Source organism: Clostridium aquiflavi (genome assembly GCF_031344075.1).
Lineage (GTDB): Bacteria > Bacillota > Clostridia > Clostridiales > Clostridiaceae > Clostridium > Clostridium aquiflavi.
Genome location: NZ_JAVJAN010000003.1, coordinates 42970 through 59950 on the forward strand (window position 1 = coordinate 42970; position 16981 = coordinate 59950).

The 16981-nt window shown below is 26.3% G+C and carries 16 protein-coding genes; 12 read left to right on the plus strand and 4 right to left on the minus strand.

Annotated elements, in window-relative coordinates; translation table 11 throughout:
• The first annotated feature begins 8 nt into the window (after positions 1-8).
• From RGC78_RS01445 to RGC78_RS01460, 4 genes are all read left to right on the plus strand, one after another.
• Positions 9-911 carry a metal ABC transporter solute-binding protein, Zn/Mn family gene (locus RGC78_RS01445; protein WP_252214443.1) on the plus strand — a complete coding sequence of 301 codons (903 nt, stop codon included), beginning with the start codon at positions 9-11 and terminating at the stop codon, positions 909-911.
• A 126-nt stretch (positions 912-1037) separates the two neighbouring features.
• Positions 1038-2831 (plus strand): MutS-related protein, encoded by a 1794-nt coding sequence (locus RGC78_RS01450; protein ID WP_252214446.1) that lies wholly within the window; start codon positions 1038-1040, stop codon positions 2829-2831.
• Positions 2832-2949: 118 nt separating this feature from the next.
• Positions 2950-3861 (plus strand): 3'-5' exonuclease, encoded by a 912-nt coding sequence (locus tag RGC78_RS01455; protein ID WP_252214450.1) that lies wholly within the window; start codon positions 2950-2952, stop codon positions 3859-3861.
• A gap of 88 nt (positions 3862-3949) precedes the next feature.
• Positions 3950-4387 carry a CBS domain-containing protein gene (locus RGC78_RS01460; RefSeq protein ID WP_252214452.1) on the plus strand — a complete coding sequence of 146 codons (438 nt, stop codon included), beginning with the start codon at positions 3950-3952 and terminating at the stop codon, positions 4385-4387.
• Between the two features lie 346 nt (positions 4388-4733).
• Here RGC78_RS01460 and RGC78_RS01465 read toward each other — a convergent pair whose 3' ends face one another.
• Genes RGC78_RS01465 through RGC78_RS01475 form a run of 3 tightly spaced genes read right to left on the minus strand, consistent with a single transcriptional unit; the run spans position 4734 to position 6764 of the window.
• On the minus strand, positions 4734-5390 hold the full coding sequence (locus tag RGC78_RS01465; RefSeq protein WP_252214454.1) for a DUF1292 domain-containing protein: 657 nt from the start codon (positions 5388-5390) through the stop codon (positions 4734-4736).
• Between the two features lie 10 nt (positions 5391-5400).
• On the minus strand, positions 5401-6054 hold the full coding sequence (locus tag RGC78_RS01470) for a PspA/IM30 family protein (protein WP_252214456.1): 654 nt from the start codon (positions 6052-6054) through the stop codon (positions 5401-5403).
• Between the two features lie 38 nt (positions 6055-6092).
• A complete protein-coding gene (locus RGC78_RS01475) occupies positions 6093-6764 on the minus strand; it encodes a hypothetical protein (protein ID WP_252214458.1) in 672 nt (223 codons plus the stop codon).
• A gap of 463 nt (positions 6765-7227) precedes the next feature.
• Here RGC78_RS01475 and rpsA point away from each other — a divergent pair, with 463 nt between their 5' ends.
• Positions 7228-8364: a 30S ribosomal protein S1 gene (gene rpsA, locus RGC78_RS01480; protein WP_252214460.1), complete on the plus strand. Its 1137-nt coding sequence runs from the start codon at positions 7228-7230 to the stop codon at positions 8362-8364.
• A gap of 357 nt (positions 8365-8721) precedes the next feature.
• Here the strand turns inward: rpsA and pyk are convergent, their stop codons facing one another.
• Positions 8722-10140 (minus strand): pyruvate kinase, encoded by a 1419-nt coding sequence (gene pyk, locus RGC78_RS01485; RefSeq protein WP_309555879.1) that lies wholly within the window; start codon positions 10138-10140, stop codon positions 8722-8724.
• A gap of 201 nt (positions 10141-10341) precedes the next feature.
• Between pyk and RGC78_RS01490 the strand changes: the two genes are divergently transcribed.
• The 7 genes from RGC78_RS01490 to mreC all read left to right on the plus strand — a co-directional run bounded on the left by RGC78_RS01490 (position 10342) and on the right by mreC (position 16980).
• Entirely contained in the window at positions 10342-11796 is a 1455-nt protein-coding gene (locus RGC78_RS01490) for an aminoacyl-histidine dipeptidase (protein ID WP_252214467.1), read from the plus strand.
• 385 nt (positions 11797-12181) lie between these two features.
• Positions 12182-12694, plus strand: coding sequence for a GNAT family N-acetyltransferase (locus tag RGC78_RS01495; RefSeq protein WP_252214470.1), 513 nt, complete (start codon positions 12182-12184; stop codon positions 12692-12694).
• 118 nt (positions 12695-12812) lie between these two features.
• Positions 12813-13472 (plus strand): SPOR domain-containing protein, encoded by a 660-nt coding sequence (locus RGC78_RS01500; protein ID WP_252214473.1) that lies wholly within the window; start codon positions 12813-12815, stop codon positions 13470-13472.
• Positions 13473-13704: 232 nt separating this feature from the next.
• On the plus strand, positions 13705-14271 hold the full coding sequence (locus tag RGC78_RS01505; protein ID WP_252214476.1) for a Maf-like protein: 567 nt from the start codon (positions 13705-13707) through the stop codon (positions 14269-14271).
• A gap of 43 nt (positions 14272-14314) precedes the next feature.
• The gene (radC, locus tag RGC78_RS01510) at positions 14315-15004 is read left to right on the plus strand and encodes a RadC family protein (RefSeq protein ID WP_252214479.1); all 690 of its coding nucleotides are present in this window, start codon (positions 14315-14317) and stop codon (positions 15002-15004) included.
• A 26-nt stretch (positions 15005-15030) separates the two neighbouring features.
• Positions 15031-16131: a rod shape-determining protein gene (locus RGC78_RS01515; protein ID WP_252214482.1), complete on the plus strand. Its 1101-nt coding sequence runs from the start codon at positions 15031-15033 to the stop codon at positions 16129-16131.
• 3 nt (positions 16132-16134) lie between these two features.
• Entirely contained in the window at positions 16135-16980 is an 846-nt protein-coding gene (gene mreC / locus RGC78_RS01520) for a rod shape-determining protein MreC (RefSeq protein WP_252214485.1), read from the plus strand.
• The last annotated feature ends 1 nt before the right edge of the window (position 16981 follow it).

Below are 16981 nucleotides of genomic sequence, written 5' to 3' on the forward strand. Positions count from 1 at the left end.
AGGACTTAATGAAAAAAAGATTTTTTTTAACACTATCATGCATTCTAATGAGTTTATTTATCATTGGATGTTCTAATTCAAATTCAACGAATGAATCTAATAAAGTAAATGATGAGAGTAAAAAGTTACAGGTTATGGTTTCAATATATCCATTAAAGGAATTCACTGAAAAAATAGGCGGAGATAAAATTGAGGTTACTTGTTTAGTTCCTGAAAATATGGAACCACATGATTATGAACCAAAGACTAAAGATTTTGAAAAGCTTATGAATAGTGATATTTTTATTTATAATGGATTAGGAATGGAACATTGGATTGATTCTGTTAATAATGTAGTTTCTGATGATAAAGTATTAAAAGTAAATTCAAGCGATGGCATTGATGTTAGAAAAGAGGGAGAACTAGTAGATCCTCATTCATGGTTAAGTTTAATACAAGTACAAAAACAATGTGAAAATATAAAAAATTCACTTATAAGTTTGGATGAAGCAAATAAGGATACATATGAAGCAAACTATAATAAATTTAAAGAAGAATTACAAGGTTTATATGATGAATACTCAGCTAAGTTTAATGAGTTAAGCCAAAAAGATTTTATAACAGGTCATGCTGCTTTTGGTTATTTATGTAGGGATTTTGGGTTATCTCAAAAATCAGTTGAAAATTTATATGGAGAGGGTGAACCTACTCCTAAGGAATTGGAAAATTTGGTTAATTTCTGTAAAGAAAATAATATAAAAGTTATTTTTTCTGAATCTTTAGCAAGTCCAAAAGTTTCAGAGACATTAGCATCAGAAGTTGGTGCAGAGGTAGTTCCTATATATACATTAGAATCAAATGAAGATGATATGAGTTATTTAGACGCTATGAAAAATAATTTAGATAAGATATATAATTCTTTAAGTAAGTAGATAAAAAGTGAACCAATTAGGTTCACTTTTTTAATTATACATAAATTTTATTTATGATTTTTTTATGAAATGGCAATATATATGTTAAAATTAGTATATTATTACTAATAATAAGAGGGAGATAATATGAGCAATTCAAAGGAATTTTATAAAAGTACTTTAAAAGAAAATATAACAAAAAGAGAGTCATTATTAAAAAAAATAAATATTATAAGTGTTATTAGGTTAGTAATAGTTCTTTTTATGTTAATAATTGATTATTTATTATATAAGGCAAATAATTATATAGCAATAATATTTACAACTACCATGTTTCTGATTATGTTTATAATTGCAGCACTATTTCATTCAAGTAAGCTAAGAGACAAAAATATTGCAGATATATTAATAGACATGAATCAAAAAGGTATTGATAGAATAAATGGAGATTTTAAAAAGTTTAAAGATAATGGTGAGGAATACTTAAATTATAAACATAAATTTATAAATGATTTAAATATATTTGGACCTAATTCTCTTTTTCAATTTATAAATTCTACAGTTACATCTGGTGGTAGAAAGAGATTAGTACAAATATTAAGTATTGAACAAAATATAAATAAAAACGATATACTAATAAGACAGGAATCTATAAAAGAGCTATCTTCAAAAGTTCAATGGAGACAAAAATTTATAGTAAAAGGTTTAATGAACAAATCATCTAAATTTAATTTGAATGATTTAATTAGTTGGGGTAAAGAGAAAAGCAAAGTAAACAAAATAAATATAATTATTAGCTGTATTTTTATAGTGACTAATTTTGTATCAATATTTTTAGCACTAAGTACTATATTACCTTGGTCATTTGTTATATTAGTATTTATGATTGATTTTGTTGTACTTAAAATGTTAACAAAATCAATAAATAAAGACATACTACTATTTAACAATATAAAACAAGATATTAATGGATATAGCGAAATATTAGAATTAATAGAAAATGAAAATTTTAATTCAGAATATTTAAAGGAACTAAAAAATAAGATATCTCATGAAGAAGTTAGTTGTAAGAAAGAAATGAAAAAACTAACTAATTTAGTAGAATGGATAGGAGATAGTTCTTATAATGCATATTATTTAGTAATAAATATATTATTTTTTTCAGATGTATTTATAATGAATAATTTAGAAAAATGGAGAAAAACTAATGGATTAAGGTTAATGGAATGGCTTAATGTAATGAATGAATTTGATGCATTAAATAGTATTTCTAATATAGCATTTGATAATGAAGAGTGGGTATATCCTAATATATTAGATACTAGTGAAGTATATGGAGAAGAGATTGGTCATCCCTTAATAGGACATAAAGCAGTAAAAAATAGTTTCTCTTTAAATGGAATTCAAAAGGTTGCATTAATTACAGGTTCAAATATGTCAGGAAAAAGTACATTTTTAAGAAGCATAGGTTGTAATTTGTTATTAAGTTATATAGGAGCTCCTGTATGTGCAAAAAGGTTTAACTGTGGAATAATGAGTTTATATACATGCATCACTACAAGAGATAGTTTAGAAGAAAGTATTTCTTCATTTTATGCAGAAATTTTAAGAATAAAGATACTTATAGAAGCTTGTAAAAGAGGAGAAAAAGTATTTTTCCTTTTAGATGAAATATTTAAAGGAACTAATTCTAGAGATAGGCATACTGGAGCTACTGTATTAATAAATCAATTAATAAAATACGGTGCTATAGGACTTGTCTCAACTCATGATTTAGAATTATGTGATTTAGAAAAAGAAGATAATAAAATAATAAATTATAATTTTAGAGAATTTTATGAAGATGATAAAATAAAATTTGATTATATACTTAGAAGGGGAAAGAGTGAGACTCAAAATGCTATTAATTTAATGAAATTAGCAGGAATAGATTTCATGTAGTATATAAAAAGCATTTTATGTCCTAAAGATAATTGATATTTTAGTATAGGGCATATTTTTATACTAAAATATTAATTAGTTTTTAACCAGAAGCATTGTATTAAGAGAGGATTTGGGTATGGGGTATGTAATAATTGATTTAGAATTTAATAATTTAAAAAATATAACTAAATATGAAGAAGATTTCTTTGATAAACATAAAGAATTAGAAAATATAAATTTAGAAAATGAAATTATAGAGATTGGTGCTATAAAAGTTGATAAGTATATGAAACAAGTGGCTGAAATGAGAGAATATATAAAGCCATCTGTGTTTCCTGTAATGAATCCAATAGTAACGAATATAACAAAGATAACTATGGATACTTTAAAAAGAGAAGGAATAACATTTAAACAAGGCATGGATAAGCTAAAGAATATGATTGAAGATGGGGATATTATATGTTCATGGGCTAAGGATGATATTGCTGAAATTATAATAAATTCTAATTATCATAATTATACTGATTTAAGTTGGATAAAGGAGTATTTAGATTTACAAGAATATTCAACTAAGATTTTAGGACATAAGAAAGCAATGGGCTTAAAAAGTGCATTAGATGAATTGAAAATTAAAGTTGATAATACAAAACTTCATGATGCATTAAATGATGCTGAATATACTTTACTTGTATTTAAGCACATATACAATTCTAGAATAGTTAAAAATTATATAATAAATGATATATATAGTATGCCTGCAATACACGTAAAAGATTTAGAAAATATAGATATAGATGAAGAGAAATTAGATATAAGATGTCCTAAGTGTAACAAAAAAATAGATTTAAAAGAAAATTTTAAGTTATTAAATTGGAGATTTGTATCAATAGGTATTTGTCCTAAATGTAATAATAAGATACTGAGTGAGTTAATAGTTAAAAGAACACTTCAAGGTGAAAATGCCTACAATGAAGTAAATACTATACTTAAAGAAGAGGCTTATCTAAATTATTACTATAAATTGGAGAAATTAAATTCATGCAAATAAAGGTTTTCATTAAAGATTTTTTTATAAAAATATGTTAAAATATAAGTATACAAGAGTAAATAATATTAGTACAAGAGAGGATTTTGTTATGAATATAGCATTTTTTCTTACTCCAAAAAATGAAGTCGTATATGAAAGCGAAGATGCAACAATGAGACAAGTTATGGAGAAGATGGAGCGATACGGATACACAGCTATTCCACTTATTGATAAAGAAGGAAAGTATGTTGGAACATTAACAGAAGGAGATTTATTATGGAAATTAAAGAATACTCCTGACCTAAATTTTAAGAATACTGAATGTGTAAATGTAAGTGATATAAGCCGAAGAATATCTCATAAATCTGTTTCTATTAATGCTGATATAGAGAACTTAATATCATTAGCTATAAGTCAGAATTTTGTCTCAGTAGTTGATGATGATGGAATATTTATAGGAATAATAAAGAGAAGTGATATAATAAATTATTGCTTTAACGAAATAAAGAAAAACAATGAAATAAAAAATAAAAAAGAAATAGTATAAATGATAAAGCTGTATTGAAATTAATTCAATACAGCTTTATTGTTCTAATAATTGACTATGTTTTAAATATATGTTGATATATACAATAGGCAAAGTGGCATTGTAATTGGGCTTTTGAGAATAGTTAAGTGAGAACCTAAATTTTATATTTATATTTTCGAACTTACTCAGCGAAGTCGAGTTTCCTTTTAATATTCACATTTACTGCTTGTCACAATTTTATATTGGGAACAAGCTAAAATGGGACTATAATCATTTTTAGTATTCCTAAGTTCAATTACTCAGTCCACTTTGCTTATGTATATATCAACACTATACTAAAACATAGTCTACTAAAATTACATCTTTAATAATCAGCGTTTTGATAAGTTTCAACTATAAAATCAAATTCATCTACATCAGTAATCTCTCCATAAGAATCTCCTCTTATTTCGGGATAGTAGTATAATACTAATTTATCATTAGATGAAGATATGTTTTCTAGTATTATATATTGATTTTCATTAATACAATTTTCAAGTGTAGCTAAAACTTTATATTTAGATGAATTACCACTATCATTATTTGTTAAATCAATAATGAAGTTATCATGTTTTCTAACATTAATCTTTTCTTTATCACATGATTTAATATAAGATCCAAATCTACAGCTTGTGCATGATTTAAATTTACAATCAAAAGTACAATTTAAACAAGTACATTTACTGCAATTCTCCAATTCTTTGAATGATTGTCTGTTTTCAGTTTTAAAGTTGCTTACTTTATCTAAAGCACTATTGGATTTAAATAATTTAAATAATCCACCTTTTTTACAATCTAATTCAGTAGAATCTAAAAGTTTAATATAATCTTTTAATACAGAAGATTTAACATAATATTTTCTGTTTTTTAATTTTTCTTTAGAGAGAAATGATGCATTTTCACTTATAGAATAAGCTATATCAGTATAAATTTTTCCCCAGTACTTCTTCTCATCATTAATAAAATCTAAATCTTTACTCATATGAAATCACCTATTTATTATCTTTATATTTTTCTAATTCAAGGTCTAAATCAACCTCATTTAATTTTTCAAATTGGCTATCAAAATCATCTAAATCTTTTAATTCACTTAAACCTTTTGCACGAGATTCGGTTCTTTGAATTTTTCTTTCTATATTATCAATTTGTATTGAATTATTTTTAGTTTGTACATTAGCTAATACTTCATTTATTTTTTCTGAAGCTTGAGCGTTAGAATACCTAGCAGCAGCTTCATCTCTATAGTTTCTAGTTTTAGTTATTTCTTCTTCTAATTCCTTTAAGCTTTTCTTTAATGCATCAGCTTGAACCTTAGAATTATCATAGCTTAATTTTAAAGAATCATATTTTTTATCAATTTCCATTTTTCTAGATAAAGCTTTTTTAGCTAACTCTTCATCACCTTTAGATAAAGCAAGTTTTACTTTTGATTCAAAATCTTCAGATTGTTTCTTTGCATCATTCATGTTCTTTTCTATTTCATGAACATTTCCTAAGATTTGTGCAGAATTTAATTTAGCTTTACTAAGTTGTTCTTCCATTTCTCTTAATTTTTGATCTAATAATTCTATTGGATTTTCCATTTCATCTAAAGTATTATTTACCTTTGCCTTAAACATATTTGATATTCTTGAAAAAACTCCCATAAAAATGCCTCCTAAATATTTTTTATTATTATCTATTATTATCTTTTTCTTCTTAAATAAAGTTTTATTAACATTAAAATTACAAAGAACATTAGTGCTAATACTAAAGCATTAATTATTAAGCTTGAAGGTGATCCAAAATACATAGGTCTAAAAAATCTAGAACCTCCATACCAGCCAAGTCCCCCTGAACTTGATGATGGTATATATGTTTTTGATTCATCCTTCTGCGTACTACTATTTGTGCTGGATGAATTTGAATCATTTGGATTATTAGTAGAAGAATATGATCCACTGCTAAATCCTTTTGAAGCACCACTGCTAGTTTCATTGGAATCATTAGTTGTTTTATCTATGTTTGAAGAATTTGTATTACTATTATTTTTTGTGTCAGAAAAACTTCCTGATTTAAATCCTTCAGCACTCTTATCAGTGGTATTTTTGTTACTTTCACTAGAAGATTTACTTGAAGAACTGTTAAAATTTCCTGATTTAAATCCGCTAGAGCTTCCGGAACTTTTACTGCTAGATTTTGAACTACTAGAACTCTTACTGGTTGATCTAGATCCACTGGAACTCTTACCACCAGACTTAGCTAACAAGTTAGTGCTTGTTGAGCTCAATATACTGGCATCTATATTACTATCTGCGTAAGCAATTAAATTATTATTAGTATTATGGTTTACATTAGATATAAGTTCTAATGGCAAACTGGAAATGCTAAATAAAAAAACTAATAATATAGTAAATATATGTTTTTTCTTAATCTTAAAAATAGTGAGCACCCCCTAAAAGATTATAGCTTTATTATAGATAAAATATCTAGACTACACAATATGGAAAAACAACTAAAAATGTTAAGTAGAGAAAAATAAAATCAATTAACTCTTTATATCTCTATATATCTAACATTTAATGATAAATAAAAGCTTTTAAAGAGTTATATTATAACTCTTTAAAATTTAAGAGTAAAATCAAAAATTATAATGCCACTTCACTTATTGAATATATAAACACATAATTAAAATGGGTGAATTCTTGTATAAATTAGATTAATAGATTAAAATTATATTAATTAAGCTCTAGTTTATTAGATGTTTTAAGTGATTGGCTATACATTAAATATTAACAAGTATTAAAAGGATAGCTAAATAATATTAAGGAAGTGGTTAAATGTCAGATAATACTATGAAAAGTTTTTTAGAAGAATATGATGTGAAAAGAATAAATAAAGGTCAAATACTAAAAGGAAAAGTTTTAGAAGTTAATGAAAAGGAAGTAGTAGTAAATATAAATTATGCATTTGATGGATTAATAGCTAAAGAAGAAGTATCAATAGATGATAAAAATCCTATGGATGTACTTAAAGTTGATGACGAAATAGATGTATACGTTATATCTCCAAACGATGGTGAAGGCTATGTTAAGCTATCACTTATAAAGGCATTAGTTATTAAAGAAAAAGAACAATTACAAAAAGCTTTTAAGGAAGAAAAAAATGTTAAAGTATATGTAAAAGATGAAATTAAAGGTGGACTTATTTCTTATTATGGTAATATAAGAGTATTTATCCCAGCTTCATTAGCATCAAGAAGTATGATAGATTTAAGTACATTAAAGAATACAGAATTAGAAGTTAGAATAATAGAACTAGACTTTAGAAATAACAAAATAGTTGCATCAAGAAAAGCAATTGAAAATGAAGAATATGAAAAGAATAGAAAAGTTATATGGAATTCTTTAAAAGAAGGAGAAAAAAGAACAGGAGTAGTTAAGAAGTTAGTTAAATATGGTGCTTTTGTTGATATTGGTGGAGTAGAAGGATTAGTTCATATATCAGATTTATCTTGGAATAGAGTAAATAGGCCAGAAGAAGTAGTAAAGGAAAATGACAAAGTTGAAGTATATATAGGTTCTGTTGATGTAGAAAAACAAAAATTATCTTTAGTATTAAAAGATATAAATAAAGAACCTTGGACTTTACATACAAATGAAATTAAGTCAGGAATGATATTTGAAGGTAAAGTTGTAAAATTTGCTTCGTTTGGAGCGTTTGTTGAAATATTTGAAGGAATAGAAGGATTAGTTCATATTTCAGAAATAACTGATGAAAATATTGCTAAACCATCTGACGTATTGGAATTAAATCAAAAGGTAAAAGTTAAGGTATTAGACTTTAACAAGGAAGGTAAGAGATTATCTTTAAGTATAAAAGATGCAGTAGAAACTAGTAAAGAATATTTACAATATGTAGATGAAGAAGATGGAGTATCATTAGGAGAATTATTTAAGGATTTTAAATTTGAATAATATTATTATGTATGATACATGAAAATTTATATATTGTACACATGAATAGTTAAAAAAATAGTAAGGCTATGTTTTAAATGTGTATTCATATATGTAATAGGCAAAGTAGCATTGTAATTGGATTTTGAGAATACTTAATAAATATTGTCACATTTACTGCTTGTCTCAATTTTATATTGGGAGCAAGCTAAAATGGGACTATAGTTATTTTAGTATTCCTAAGTTCAATTACTCAGTCTACTTTGCTTATACATATATTAATACATAGATTTAAATAAGCTGTTTCACATACAAGGAATATTGTATGTTGAAACAGCTTATTTGAGTTTTAAAGTATTTTAAATTTTAAAATAAATATTATAATTTCTCTATTTTTAACATATTTGTTCCACCAGTTTGAGTTGTTGGCATTCCAGCAGCAACTACAATATCATCACCTGGTAAAGCAAAATTTAATTCAAACACTGATCTTCTAGCTTCCACTAAGATTTCATCAGTAGTATTATACATTTCGCAAAGCATTGGTAATACACCAAAAGTTAAAGCTAAACTTCTTCTTACTTGTTCGTAAGGAGTTATTGCTATAACAGGAGATTTTGGTCTATATCTTGAAATCATAGTAGCTGTAGCACCATTTTTAGTAGCAGCTACTATTGCAGCTGCATTTAATAAATTTGAAGTTCTACAAGCTGTATAACTTATTGCACCAGCATAATCAGTAAGAGATGGTTCTCTTAATCTTGCTGTTAAGTGAGCATAATCTAAATGAGCTTCTGCTTCCTGTGCAATTTCAGACATTGTTGTAGCAGCTTCAATTGGGAAATTTCCAGAAGCACTTTCACCACTTAACATGATAGCATCAGTTCCATCAAATATAGCATTACAAATATCACTTGCTTCAGCTCTAGTTGGTAAAGAGTTTCTAATCATTGAATCAAGCATTTGAGTTGCTGTTACAACGAATTTTCCTGCATCATTACATTTTCTAATTATCATTTTTTGAATTATAGGAACTTTTTGAATTGGAATTTCAACTCCCATATCTCCTCTAGCTACCATTACTGCATCAGTTTGCTCTATTATAGAGTCTATGTTATCTACGCCTTCTTGATTTTCAATTTTAGCTATTACTTTAATATGTTTTCCATTGTTTTCAGAAAGTATTTTCTTTACATCAGCTACATCACTAGCTTTTCTTATAAAAGATGCTGCAATAAAGTCTACACCCATTTCACAACCGAACTTTATATCAGCTATATCTTTTTCTGTTACTGAAGGTAGTCTTATTATTACATTAGGAACATTAACACCTTTGTGATTTTTAATCATTCCACCAACAGTTACAGCACATCTAATAGATTTACCTTCAACAGAAATAACTTTGAATCTTAAAAGACCATCATCAACAAGAATTTCTCCGCCAATTTGTATGTCTTTATAAAGTTCTTCATAAGTAATAGAACATCTTTCTTCATCACCAAGAAGTTCATCTCCGCATATAAAACAGAATTCTTGACCAGTTTTTAATTCTACGCCATCATTTACAAAGTTATGTGTTCTTATCTTAGGTCCTTTTATGTCTAAGACTATTGCAGTAGGAGTTCCCATATCTTCTCTTACTTTTTTAATTAATTCTATCTTCTCTCTGTGTGATTCATAAGTACCATGCGAAAAATTTAATCTTGCAGCATTCATTCCGATTCCTATAAATTTTCTAATAGTCTCCTCATTATCACTTGCAGGTCCAATAGTAAAAATCATTTTAGTTTTTTGCATATAAACACCTCTCCTATAAATTTTAATACCTTTTTGTATTTATGTAATATTAAAGCTCAATAATAAAATTAGCTAAATTCTATAATATTAATTTAGTTTTATGATAAAATTAATAAATAATACAATTTATTTAATTTTAATACTAAGCTTAATTAGTACATATGTTAATTTTATCACATATTTAGGAAGGAAAGAATAATTATGAGAAAATTTCAACAAATTAATTGTGAAAAAGTTTTTTATTACTTTAATGAAATATCTAGGATACCTAGAGGTTCAGGGAATGAGAAGGAAATAAGCGATTATTTATTTAATTTCGGGAAAGACCTAGGATTAGAAGCAATTCAAGATGATGCCTTAAATATAATTATAAAAAAGCCAGCATCACCAGGATATGAAAAATCTCCTAAGGTAATAATACAAGGTCATATGGATATGGTCTGTGAAAAAAATAACGAAAAAGTGCATGATTTTACTAAAGATCCTATAGAATTAGTAGAAAAAGATGGTTTTATTTATGCTAGTGGTACAACACTTGGCGCTGATGATGGTATTGCAGTAGCATATGCAATGGCAATATTAGAAGATAATACATTAGAACATCCAGCAATAGAAGTTTTACTTACAAGTGATGAAGAAGCAGGTATGAGTGGAGCTATGGCTTTAAAGTCAGGATGCTTAGATGGAAAAATAGTAATAAATTTAGATTCTGAAGAAGAAGGTAAATTATTAGTAAGTTGTGCTGGAGGGATAAGAACAAAATCTACTTTAGATGTACAATGGGAAAATATTAAAGAAGGCAAAAAAGCTTTCAAAGTTGTAATAAAGGGTTTGAGTGGAGGACATTCAGGATCTGATATACATTTGGGAAGAGGAAATTCTAATAAACTTATAGGAAGAGTATTAAAAAATATACTTAACCAAATGGAGTTGAATTTAGTATCATTAAACGGTGGATCTAAGAATAATGCTATACCAAGAGAAGCAATTGCAGAATTATTAATAGATGCTGATAAGGAAAAAGAATTTTTAAATATAATATCTACATTAAGAGATGAGTTTAAAAATGAATTTAGAGTTAAAGATCCTAATATTCAATTAGAAATAGAAGAATTAAAAGAAAATATAGAAAAAGTATTTTCAAAGAAAAGTACAGAAAATGTAATAAATCTTTTATACTTATATCCTAATGGAATAAATACAGTAAGTTCTGATATTGAAGGTTTAACTGAAAGTTCAACTAACATAGGAGTTCTTACAACAAAAGAAGATCATGTAGAATATGATAGTGCAGTTAGAAGTTCTGTATTTTCTTTAAGAGGAGAAATAGTTTTAAGAATAAAATGTTTAACTGAAATTTTAGGCGGAACTGTGTCTAATACAGCTGGATACCCAGAGTGGCAATATAAAGAAGAATCTAAGATAAGAGAAATTTGTAAAGATGTTTACAAAGAAATGTATAATGAAGAAGCAGAAGTTGTGGCAATTCATGCTGGTGTAGAATGTGGATTATTTAAAGAAAAATTAGGAGACTTAGATATGATAAGTTTTGGACCAGATATATTTGATGCACATACTCCAAATGAACATATGAGTATTTCTTCTGTAGAAAGAGTATGGAGTTATTTATTAGAGGTATTAAAAGAAATAAGATAATAATATATTATAAATTTGATTTTAAATTTATATATTAGAGGTATGTAATAAGATTATAATATATTATAAATTTGATTTTAAATTTATATATTAGAGGTATGTAATAAGATTATAAAATTTTATTATATACCTTATTTTTGTTAAAACTAAAAGAAGCTAAACTCAGGTACAATGGCTGAGTAAGTTCAAAAAAATTAATATACAATATTTATCTATCATGTATATCAACATAGATTTAAAATAGAGCCAAATTTAAAAATAAATTATCATTTCAAATAACGTAACAAATATTTATATTTAATAAAGGATAAATATGGATTAATAAAGAATTATTACTTAATAAGTAATTAATATCTAGAACTAATTGAAAGAGGGGATATATGTATTGGTAGATGTTGAGTTTTATTATGAAGATTTTGAAATAACTAGTGTAAAAAAGAGTGACATAGATAGATTAAATAAATGGATAATTTTAAATGACAAATTCAGTGTTGATTTATTTTCTTTAGACCAACAATTATTTTTCAGAAGATTTTTAGAATATTATTTAACAGAAGAAGAACTATTTTTAAAAATAGAAAAAGATAATGAGATTTATGGTGTGTTTAAAGGCAGATTAGAGTTACAAGAAAAATCAGAGCTATTCATATGGCTATATTTAATAGATTCAAGATTTAGAAACAAAGGGCTTGGAAAAAATATGTTAATAGAAATTTTGCAATATTTTAAGAGTAAATATTGTATAGAGTGTTTCAAAGTTGGTGTAAATTCAAAAAATAAGAGGGCAGTTAAGTTTTGGAATAACTCTGGATTCAATAAATTAAGAATTGCAAAAAACTTTTTTGAAGATAGTAAATATGAAACATCAGATTTACTTATATTAAATAAGATATCGTAAGTAAAATTTATAAAATAAAATACCTAACATAATTCATATAAATGTAAAGTTAACAATAAATATATTATTACAAATATAATTAATATATTTTACATAATTTAATTTTAGGAGGTATTTTATGAAGTATACTAGATATGAATATAAAAAACATGGAAAGATGAAACTTATATTTATAATATTAATAATAGCTTTATTATCAATTTTAATGGGAATGTATTTTAGTAAATTCATATTTAAGGGGAAATTAGATATTAGTTCATTCAATCAACAAGAAAATGTTGTTTCAGATCAAGAGTTTATAGCACTACAATTTGGATATTATTCCAACAAAGACAATGCAGATGCAGCAATGAGAACAATACCTTCTAAATATAATTCTTACATTATTGAAGAAGAAGGTCATTATAGAGTTGTTATAGGATTGTATTCTAAAAAAGATGGTGAAAAACAATTGGAAAATTTAATATCTCAAGGAATAAATGCTGTGAAAATTAAATTTAGTATATCTAAAGAAAATTTAGAACAAAATAAAGTTGCAGAACTTATAAATGCATTTTTAAAGATAAATAGCACATTAGAAGATGAAAATGTAAAAAGTGTAAAAACATCTGATTATAAAACTTGGTGTTTAAATATTACAAAAAAAGAGAACTTGGATACAAATAATAGTTTAAAAGAAATCAGTGATTATATAAATAATTTACCAGATGAATTAAATAAAAATAATGTAAATGAATACTTAAAATACTTTTATGAAAGATTAAAAAATATGCAATAGAATAATTATTACAATAAAATTAAATTTTTATAAAAGTGTTACAAGTTGCTTTAACGTACTTGTTTAAGAACTAGTTAAATGATAAACTATATTGGTGTAGTAAGTGACTGTAGTAAGTCGTCACAATTACTACACCTTATATATTTTAATTATTAAAAATATGTAATATGTCTATAATTATTATAAATAAGAGATATTTATTTGATGATAGTTATTAAAGGGATGTGATTATATGAAAGTAATATTGGCATCTGCATCACAAAGAAGACAAGAATTACTAATTAGATTATGTGATGATTTTGATATAATGGTTAGTGATTTTGATGAAGAAAAAGTGATTTTTGAAAACTCAGTTGATGAGTATGTTCAAAGTATAGCATTAGGAAAAGCAATGAGCATTAAAGATAAGATAAAAGAAGATGCTATAATAATATCAGCAGATACTATAGTTACATTAGATGATAAGATACTTGGAAAACCTAAAGATGAAGAAGATGCATTCAATATGATTAAATTACTTCAAGGAAGAAGCCATAAGGTATATTCAGGAGTAGTAGTTATTAACACTAAAAAAGATTTAGTATTAAAAGATAGCGTTGCTACAGAGGTTGTTTTTTCAAAGATGAATGACGATGAGATTAGAAAATACATAAAAACCAAGGAACCTTTAGATAAGGCAGGAGCCTATGGAATACAGGGTATAGGTGGAATTTTTGTTAAAGAAATTAGAGGATGTTACTATAATGTTGTAGGACTTCCTTTAAATAAATTGAAAACTATGCTTGAAGAAGCTATATAGTATTAAGGGATGGGGTATCCAAAATATTAAGAGGAGAGTATTTATGGAAAATAGTCTTAAAATTAAGGATATACCTAAAAGTGAAAGACCTAAAGAGAAGTTATTATCGTATGGAGCGGATACTTTAAATAATTCTGAATTATTAGCAATAATACTTAGAACCGGTACTAAAGGTGAAAATGTGCTTCAACTTAGCAATAGGTTATTATCAGAATTTCAAGGGTTAGATGGAATTTTAGAAGCAAGTTTAGATGATATAACATCAATAAAGGGAATAAAAGAAGGCAAAGCTTCTCAAATACTAGCTTTAGCTGAACTTTTTAAAAGATTTAGAACATTTAAATCAGTAGATAGAGATGTAAAAATTATGTGTCCTAATGATTTAGCGACATTAATTAATGGAGAAATGAGTTTATTAAAGCAAGAAATATTAAAGGTAATATTTTTAAATACTAAAAATATTGTTATTGGCACAAAAGATGTATTCAAAGGTAGTCTTAATACATCTATCGTCCATCCAAGAGAAATCTTTAAGGAAGCAATAAATAAAAGTAGTGCAAAAATAATAATAGCTCATAATCATCCCTCAGGAGACCCCACACCCAGCAAGGAAGATAAAAATATAACTCTTAGAATAAAAGAGTGTGGTGAAATCATGGGGATTGAATTGCTTGATCATATAATAATTGGGAAAAATAATTTTATAAGCTTAAAAGAAAAAGGATTTGTATAATTGAAAATTGAAAGGGGAAAAATACAATGGCATTTTTTGGATCTGGAAAAGATATGGGAATAGATTTAGGAACAGCAAACACTTTAGTATTTGCAAAAGGAAAAGGAATAGTTTTAAGAGAACCTTCTGTTGTAGCAATGAACAATATAACTAGAAAACCACTAGCAGTAGGTTCAGAAGCTAAACTTATGATAGGAAGAACACCAGGAAATATAGTTGCAATAAGACCTTTAAGAGATGGAGTAATTGCAGACTTTGATGTAGCTCAAACAATGCTAAAGAAATTAATAGAAAAAGTTTCTACTAAAAATGCATTTAAGAGCCCAAGAATAATAGTTTGTTATCCATCAGGAATTACAGAGGTAGAAAAAAGAGCAATCGAAGAAGCTACTAAATTAGCGGGTGCAAGAGACGTTATATTAATGGAAGAACCAATGGCAGCAGCTATCGGCGCAGGATTACCAGTTAGTGAACCAACAGGTAGTATGATAGTAGATATTGGTGGAGGAACAACTGAAGTCGCTATTATATCATTAGGTGGTATAGTAACAAGCAGATCATTAAGAGTTGCTGGAGATGAATTAGATCAAGCAATAATTTCTTATATTAAGAAAGAATTTAATTTAATGATTGGTGAAAGAACATCAGAACAAGTTAAAATGGAGATAGGTTCAGCTCACGTAAGTAAAAAGCTTAATAATTCAGTAAATGTTGAAGCTGCAAGTGAATCTGATGAAGAAAGTGATAAAGTAAGTGAAGTAGTTGAATTTAATAATGATGATAGAACTATGGAAATAAAAGGTAGAGACATGATAAGTGGTTTACCTAAAGTAATAGAAATTACAGAATCTCAAATAAGAGAAGCTTTAAGAGAGCCAGTATGTGCTATTATTGAAGCAATTAAAACAACACTAGAAAAAACACCACCAGAATTAGCAGCAGATATTATGGATAAAGGAATCATGTTAGCTGGTGGGGGAGCTTTATTAAAAGGCTTGGATATTTTAATAAATGAAGAAACAAATATGCCTGTACATATAGCAGAGGCACCTCTTGATTGTGTAGTTTTAGGCGCTGGTAAAGCTCTAGAAGATTTTGATAAGATAAGCAAAGATCAAAGAGGTTAGTAAATGAAATTTCTTAAAAACAAACTGGCAGTAACTATTATAGTGCTGTCAGTTACATTTTTAGGACTTATAGTTTATACAGTCAAGAGAGAGAATAAAACTGTTATTGAAAATGGTGCTAGTAATGCGTTGAAACCAGCTCAAACGCTTATTTATAAGGCTACAAACAGAGTGAAAGAAACTTTAGATTTCTTTTTAAATTTTTCAGAAGTTAAAGATCAAAGTAAAAAGCTAACAGTAGAAAATGAAGAACTTAAAAGTAAACTTATACAATATTCAGATTTAGAAGAAGAGAATAAAAGATTAAGATCAATTGTAAATTTTGCAGAGCAAAATAACAATTACAATTATATAGGATGCGATATAATCGGATATAGCGGTGGAAATTTTTTAGATGGATATATAGTTAATAAGGGCGAAAATGAAGGTATAAAAAAAGGTATGGTTGTTATGGCTGCACAAGGTCTTGTAGGTCAAGTAACATCAGTAGGAAGTAACTGGAGTATAGTTCAATCATTGATCAATGAAAACATAGCTGTAAGCGTTATGGTTGAAAGTACTAGAGAATCAACTGGATACTTAAAAGGATATAAAGATAATAAAAATAGAAATTTAGCTAAGGTATACAATTTACCAATTGATTCAGAAGTAAAAGAGGGTGATGTAATAATTACATCAGGTGTTGGACTGATTTATCCTAAAGAAATTAAAATAGGGGAAGTTACTCATGTTGACGAAGATAAGATAAAAGTTATGAAGAGTGCTGTTGTAAAACCTTATGTAGATTTTAATAAGCTAGAAGAATTATTTATTGTATCTCCTAAAGACACAAGAGAAATAAAATATTAGG

What these genes read in the sequence shown, in the direction of transcription:
- RGC78_RS01445 (WP_252214443.1), top strand. Translation starts at nt 9, where the DNA reads ATGAAAAAAAGATTTTTTTTAACACTATCATGCATTCTAATGAGTTTA.
- RGC78_RS01450 (WP_252214446.1), top strand. Translation starts at nt 1,038, where the DNA reads ATGAGCAATTCAAAGGAATTTTATAAAAGTACTTTAAAAGAAAATATA.
- RGC78_RS01455 (WP_252214450.1), top strand. Translation starts at nt 2,950, where the DNA reads ATGGGGTATGTAATAATTGATTTAGAATTTAATAATTTAAAAAATATA.
- RGC78_RS01460 (WP_252214452.1), top strand. Translation starts at nt 3,950, where the DNA reads ATGAATATAGCATTTTTTCTTACTCCAAAAAATGAAGTCGTATATGAA.
- RGC78_RS01465 (WP_252214454.1), bottom strand. Translation starts at nt 5,390, where the DNA reads ATGAGTAAAGATTTAGATTTTATTAATGATGAGAAGAAGTACTGGGGA.
- RGC78_RS01470 (WP_252214456.1), bottom strand. Translation starts at nt 6,054, where the DNA reads ATGGGAGTTTTTTCAAGAATATCAAATATGTTTAAGGCAAAGGTAAAT.
- rpsA (WP_252214460.1), top strand. Translation starts at nt 7,228, where the DNA reads ATGTCAGATAATACTATGAAAAGTTTTTTAGAAGAATATGATGTGAAA.
- pyk (WP_309555879.1), bottom strand. Translation starts at nt 10,140, where the DNA reads ATGCAAAAAACTAAAATGATTTTTACTATTGGACCTGCAAGTGATAAT.
- RGC78_RS01490 (WP_252214467.1), top strand. Translation starts at nt 10,342, where the DNA reads ATGAGAAAATTTCAACAAATTAATTGTGAAAAAGTTTTTTATTACTTT.
- RGC78_RS01500 (WP_252214473.1), top strand. Translation starts at nt 12,813, where the DNA reads ATGAAGTATACTAGATATGAATATAAAAAACATGGAAAGATGAAACTT.
- RGC78_RS01505 (WP_252214476.1), top strand. Translation starts at nt 13,705, where the DNA reads ATGAAAGTAATATTGGCATCTGCATCACAAAGAAGACAAGAATTACTA.
- radC (WP_252214479.1), top strand. Translation starts at nt 14,315, where the DNA reads ATGGAAAATAGTCTTAAAATTAAGGATATACCTAAAAGTGAAAGACCT.
- RGC78_RS01515 (WP_252214482.1), top strand. Translation starts at nt 15,031, where the DNA reads ATGGCATTTTTTGGATCTGGAAAAGATATGGGAATAGATTTAGGAACA.
- mreC (WP_252214485.1), top strand. Translation starts at nt 16,135, where the DNA reads ATGAAATTTCTTAAAAACAAACTGGCAGTAACTATTATAGTGCTGTCA.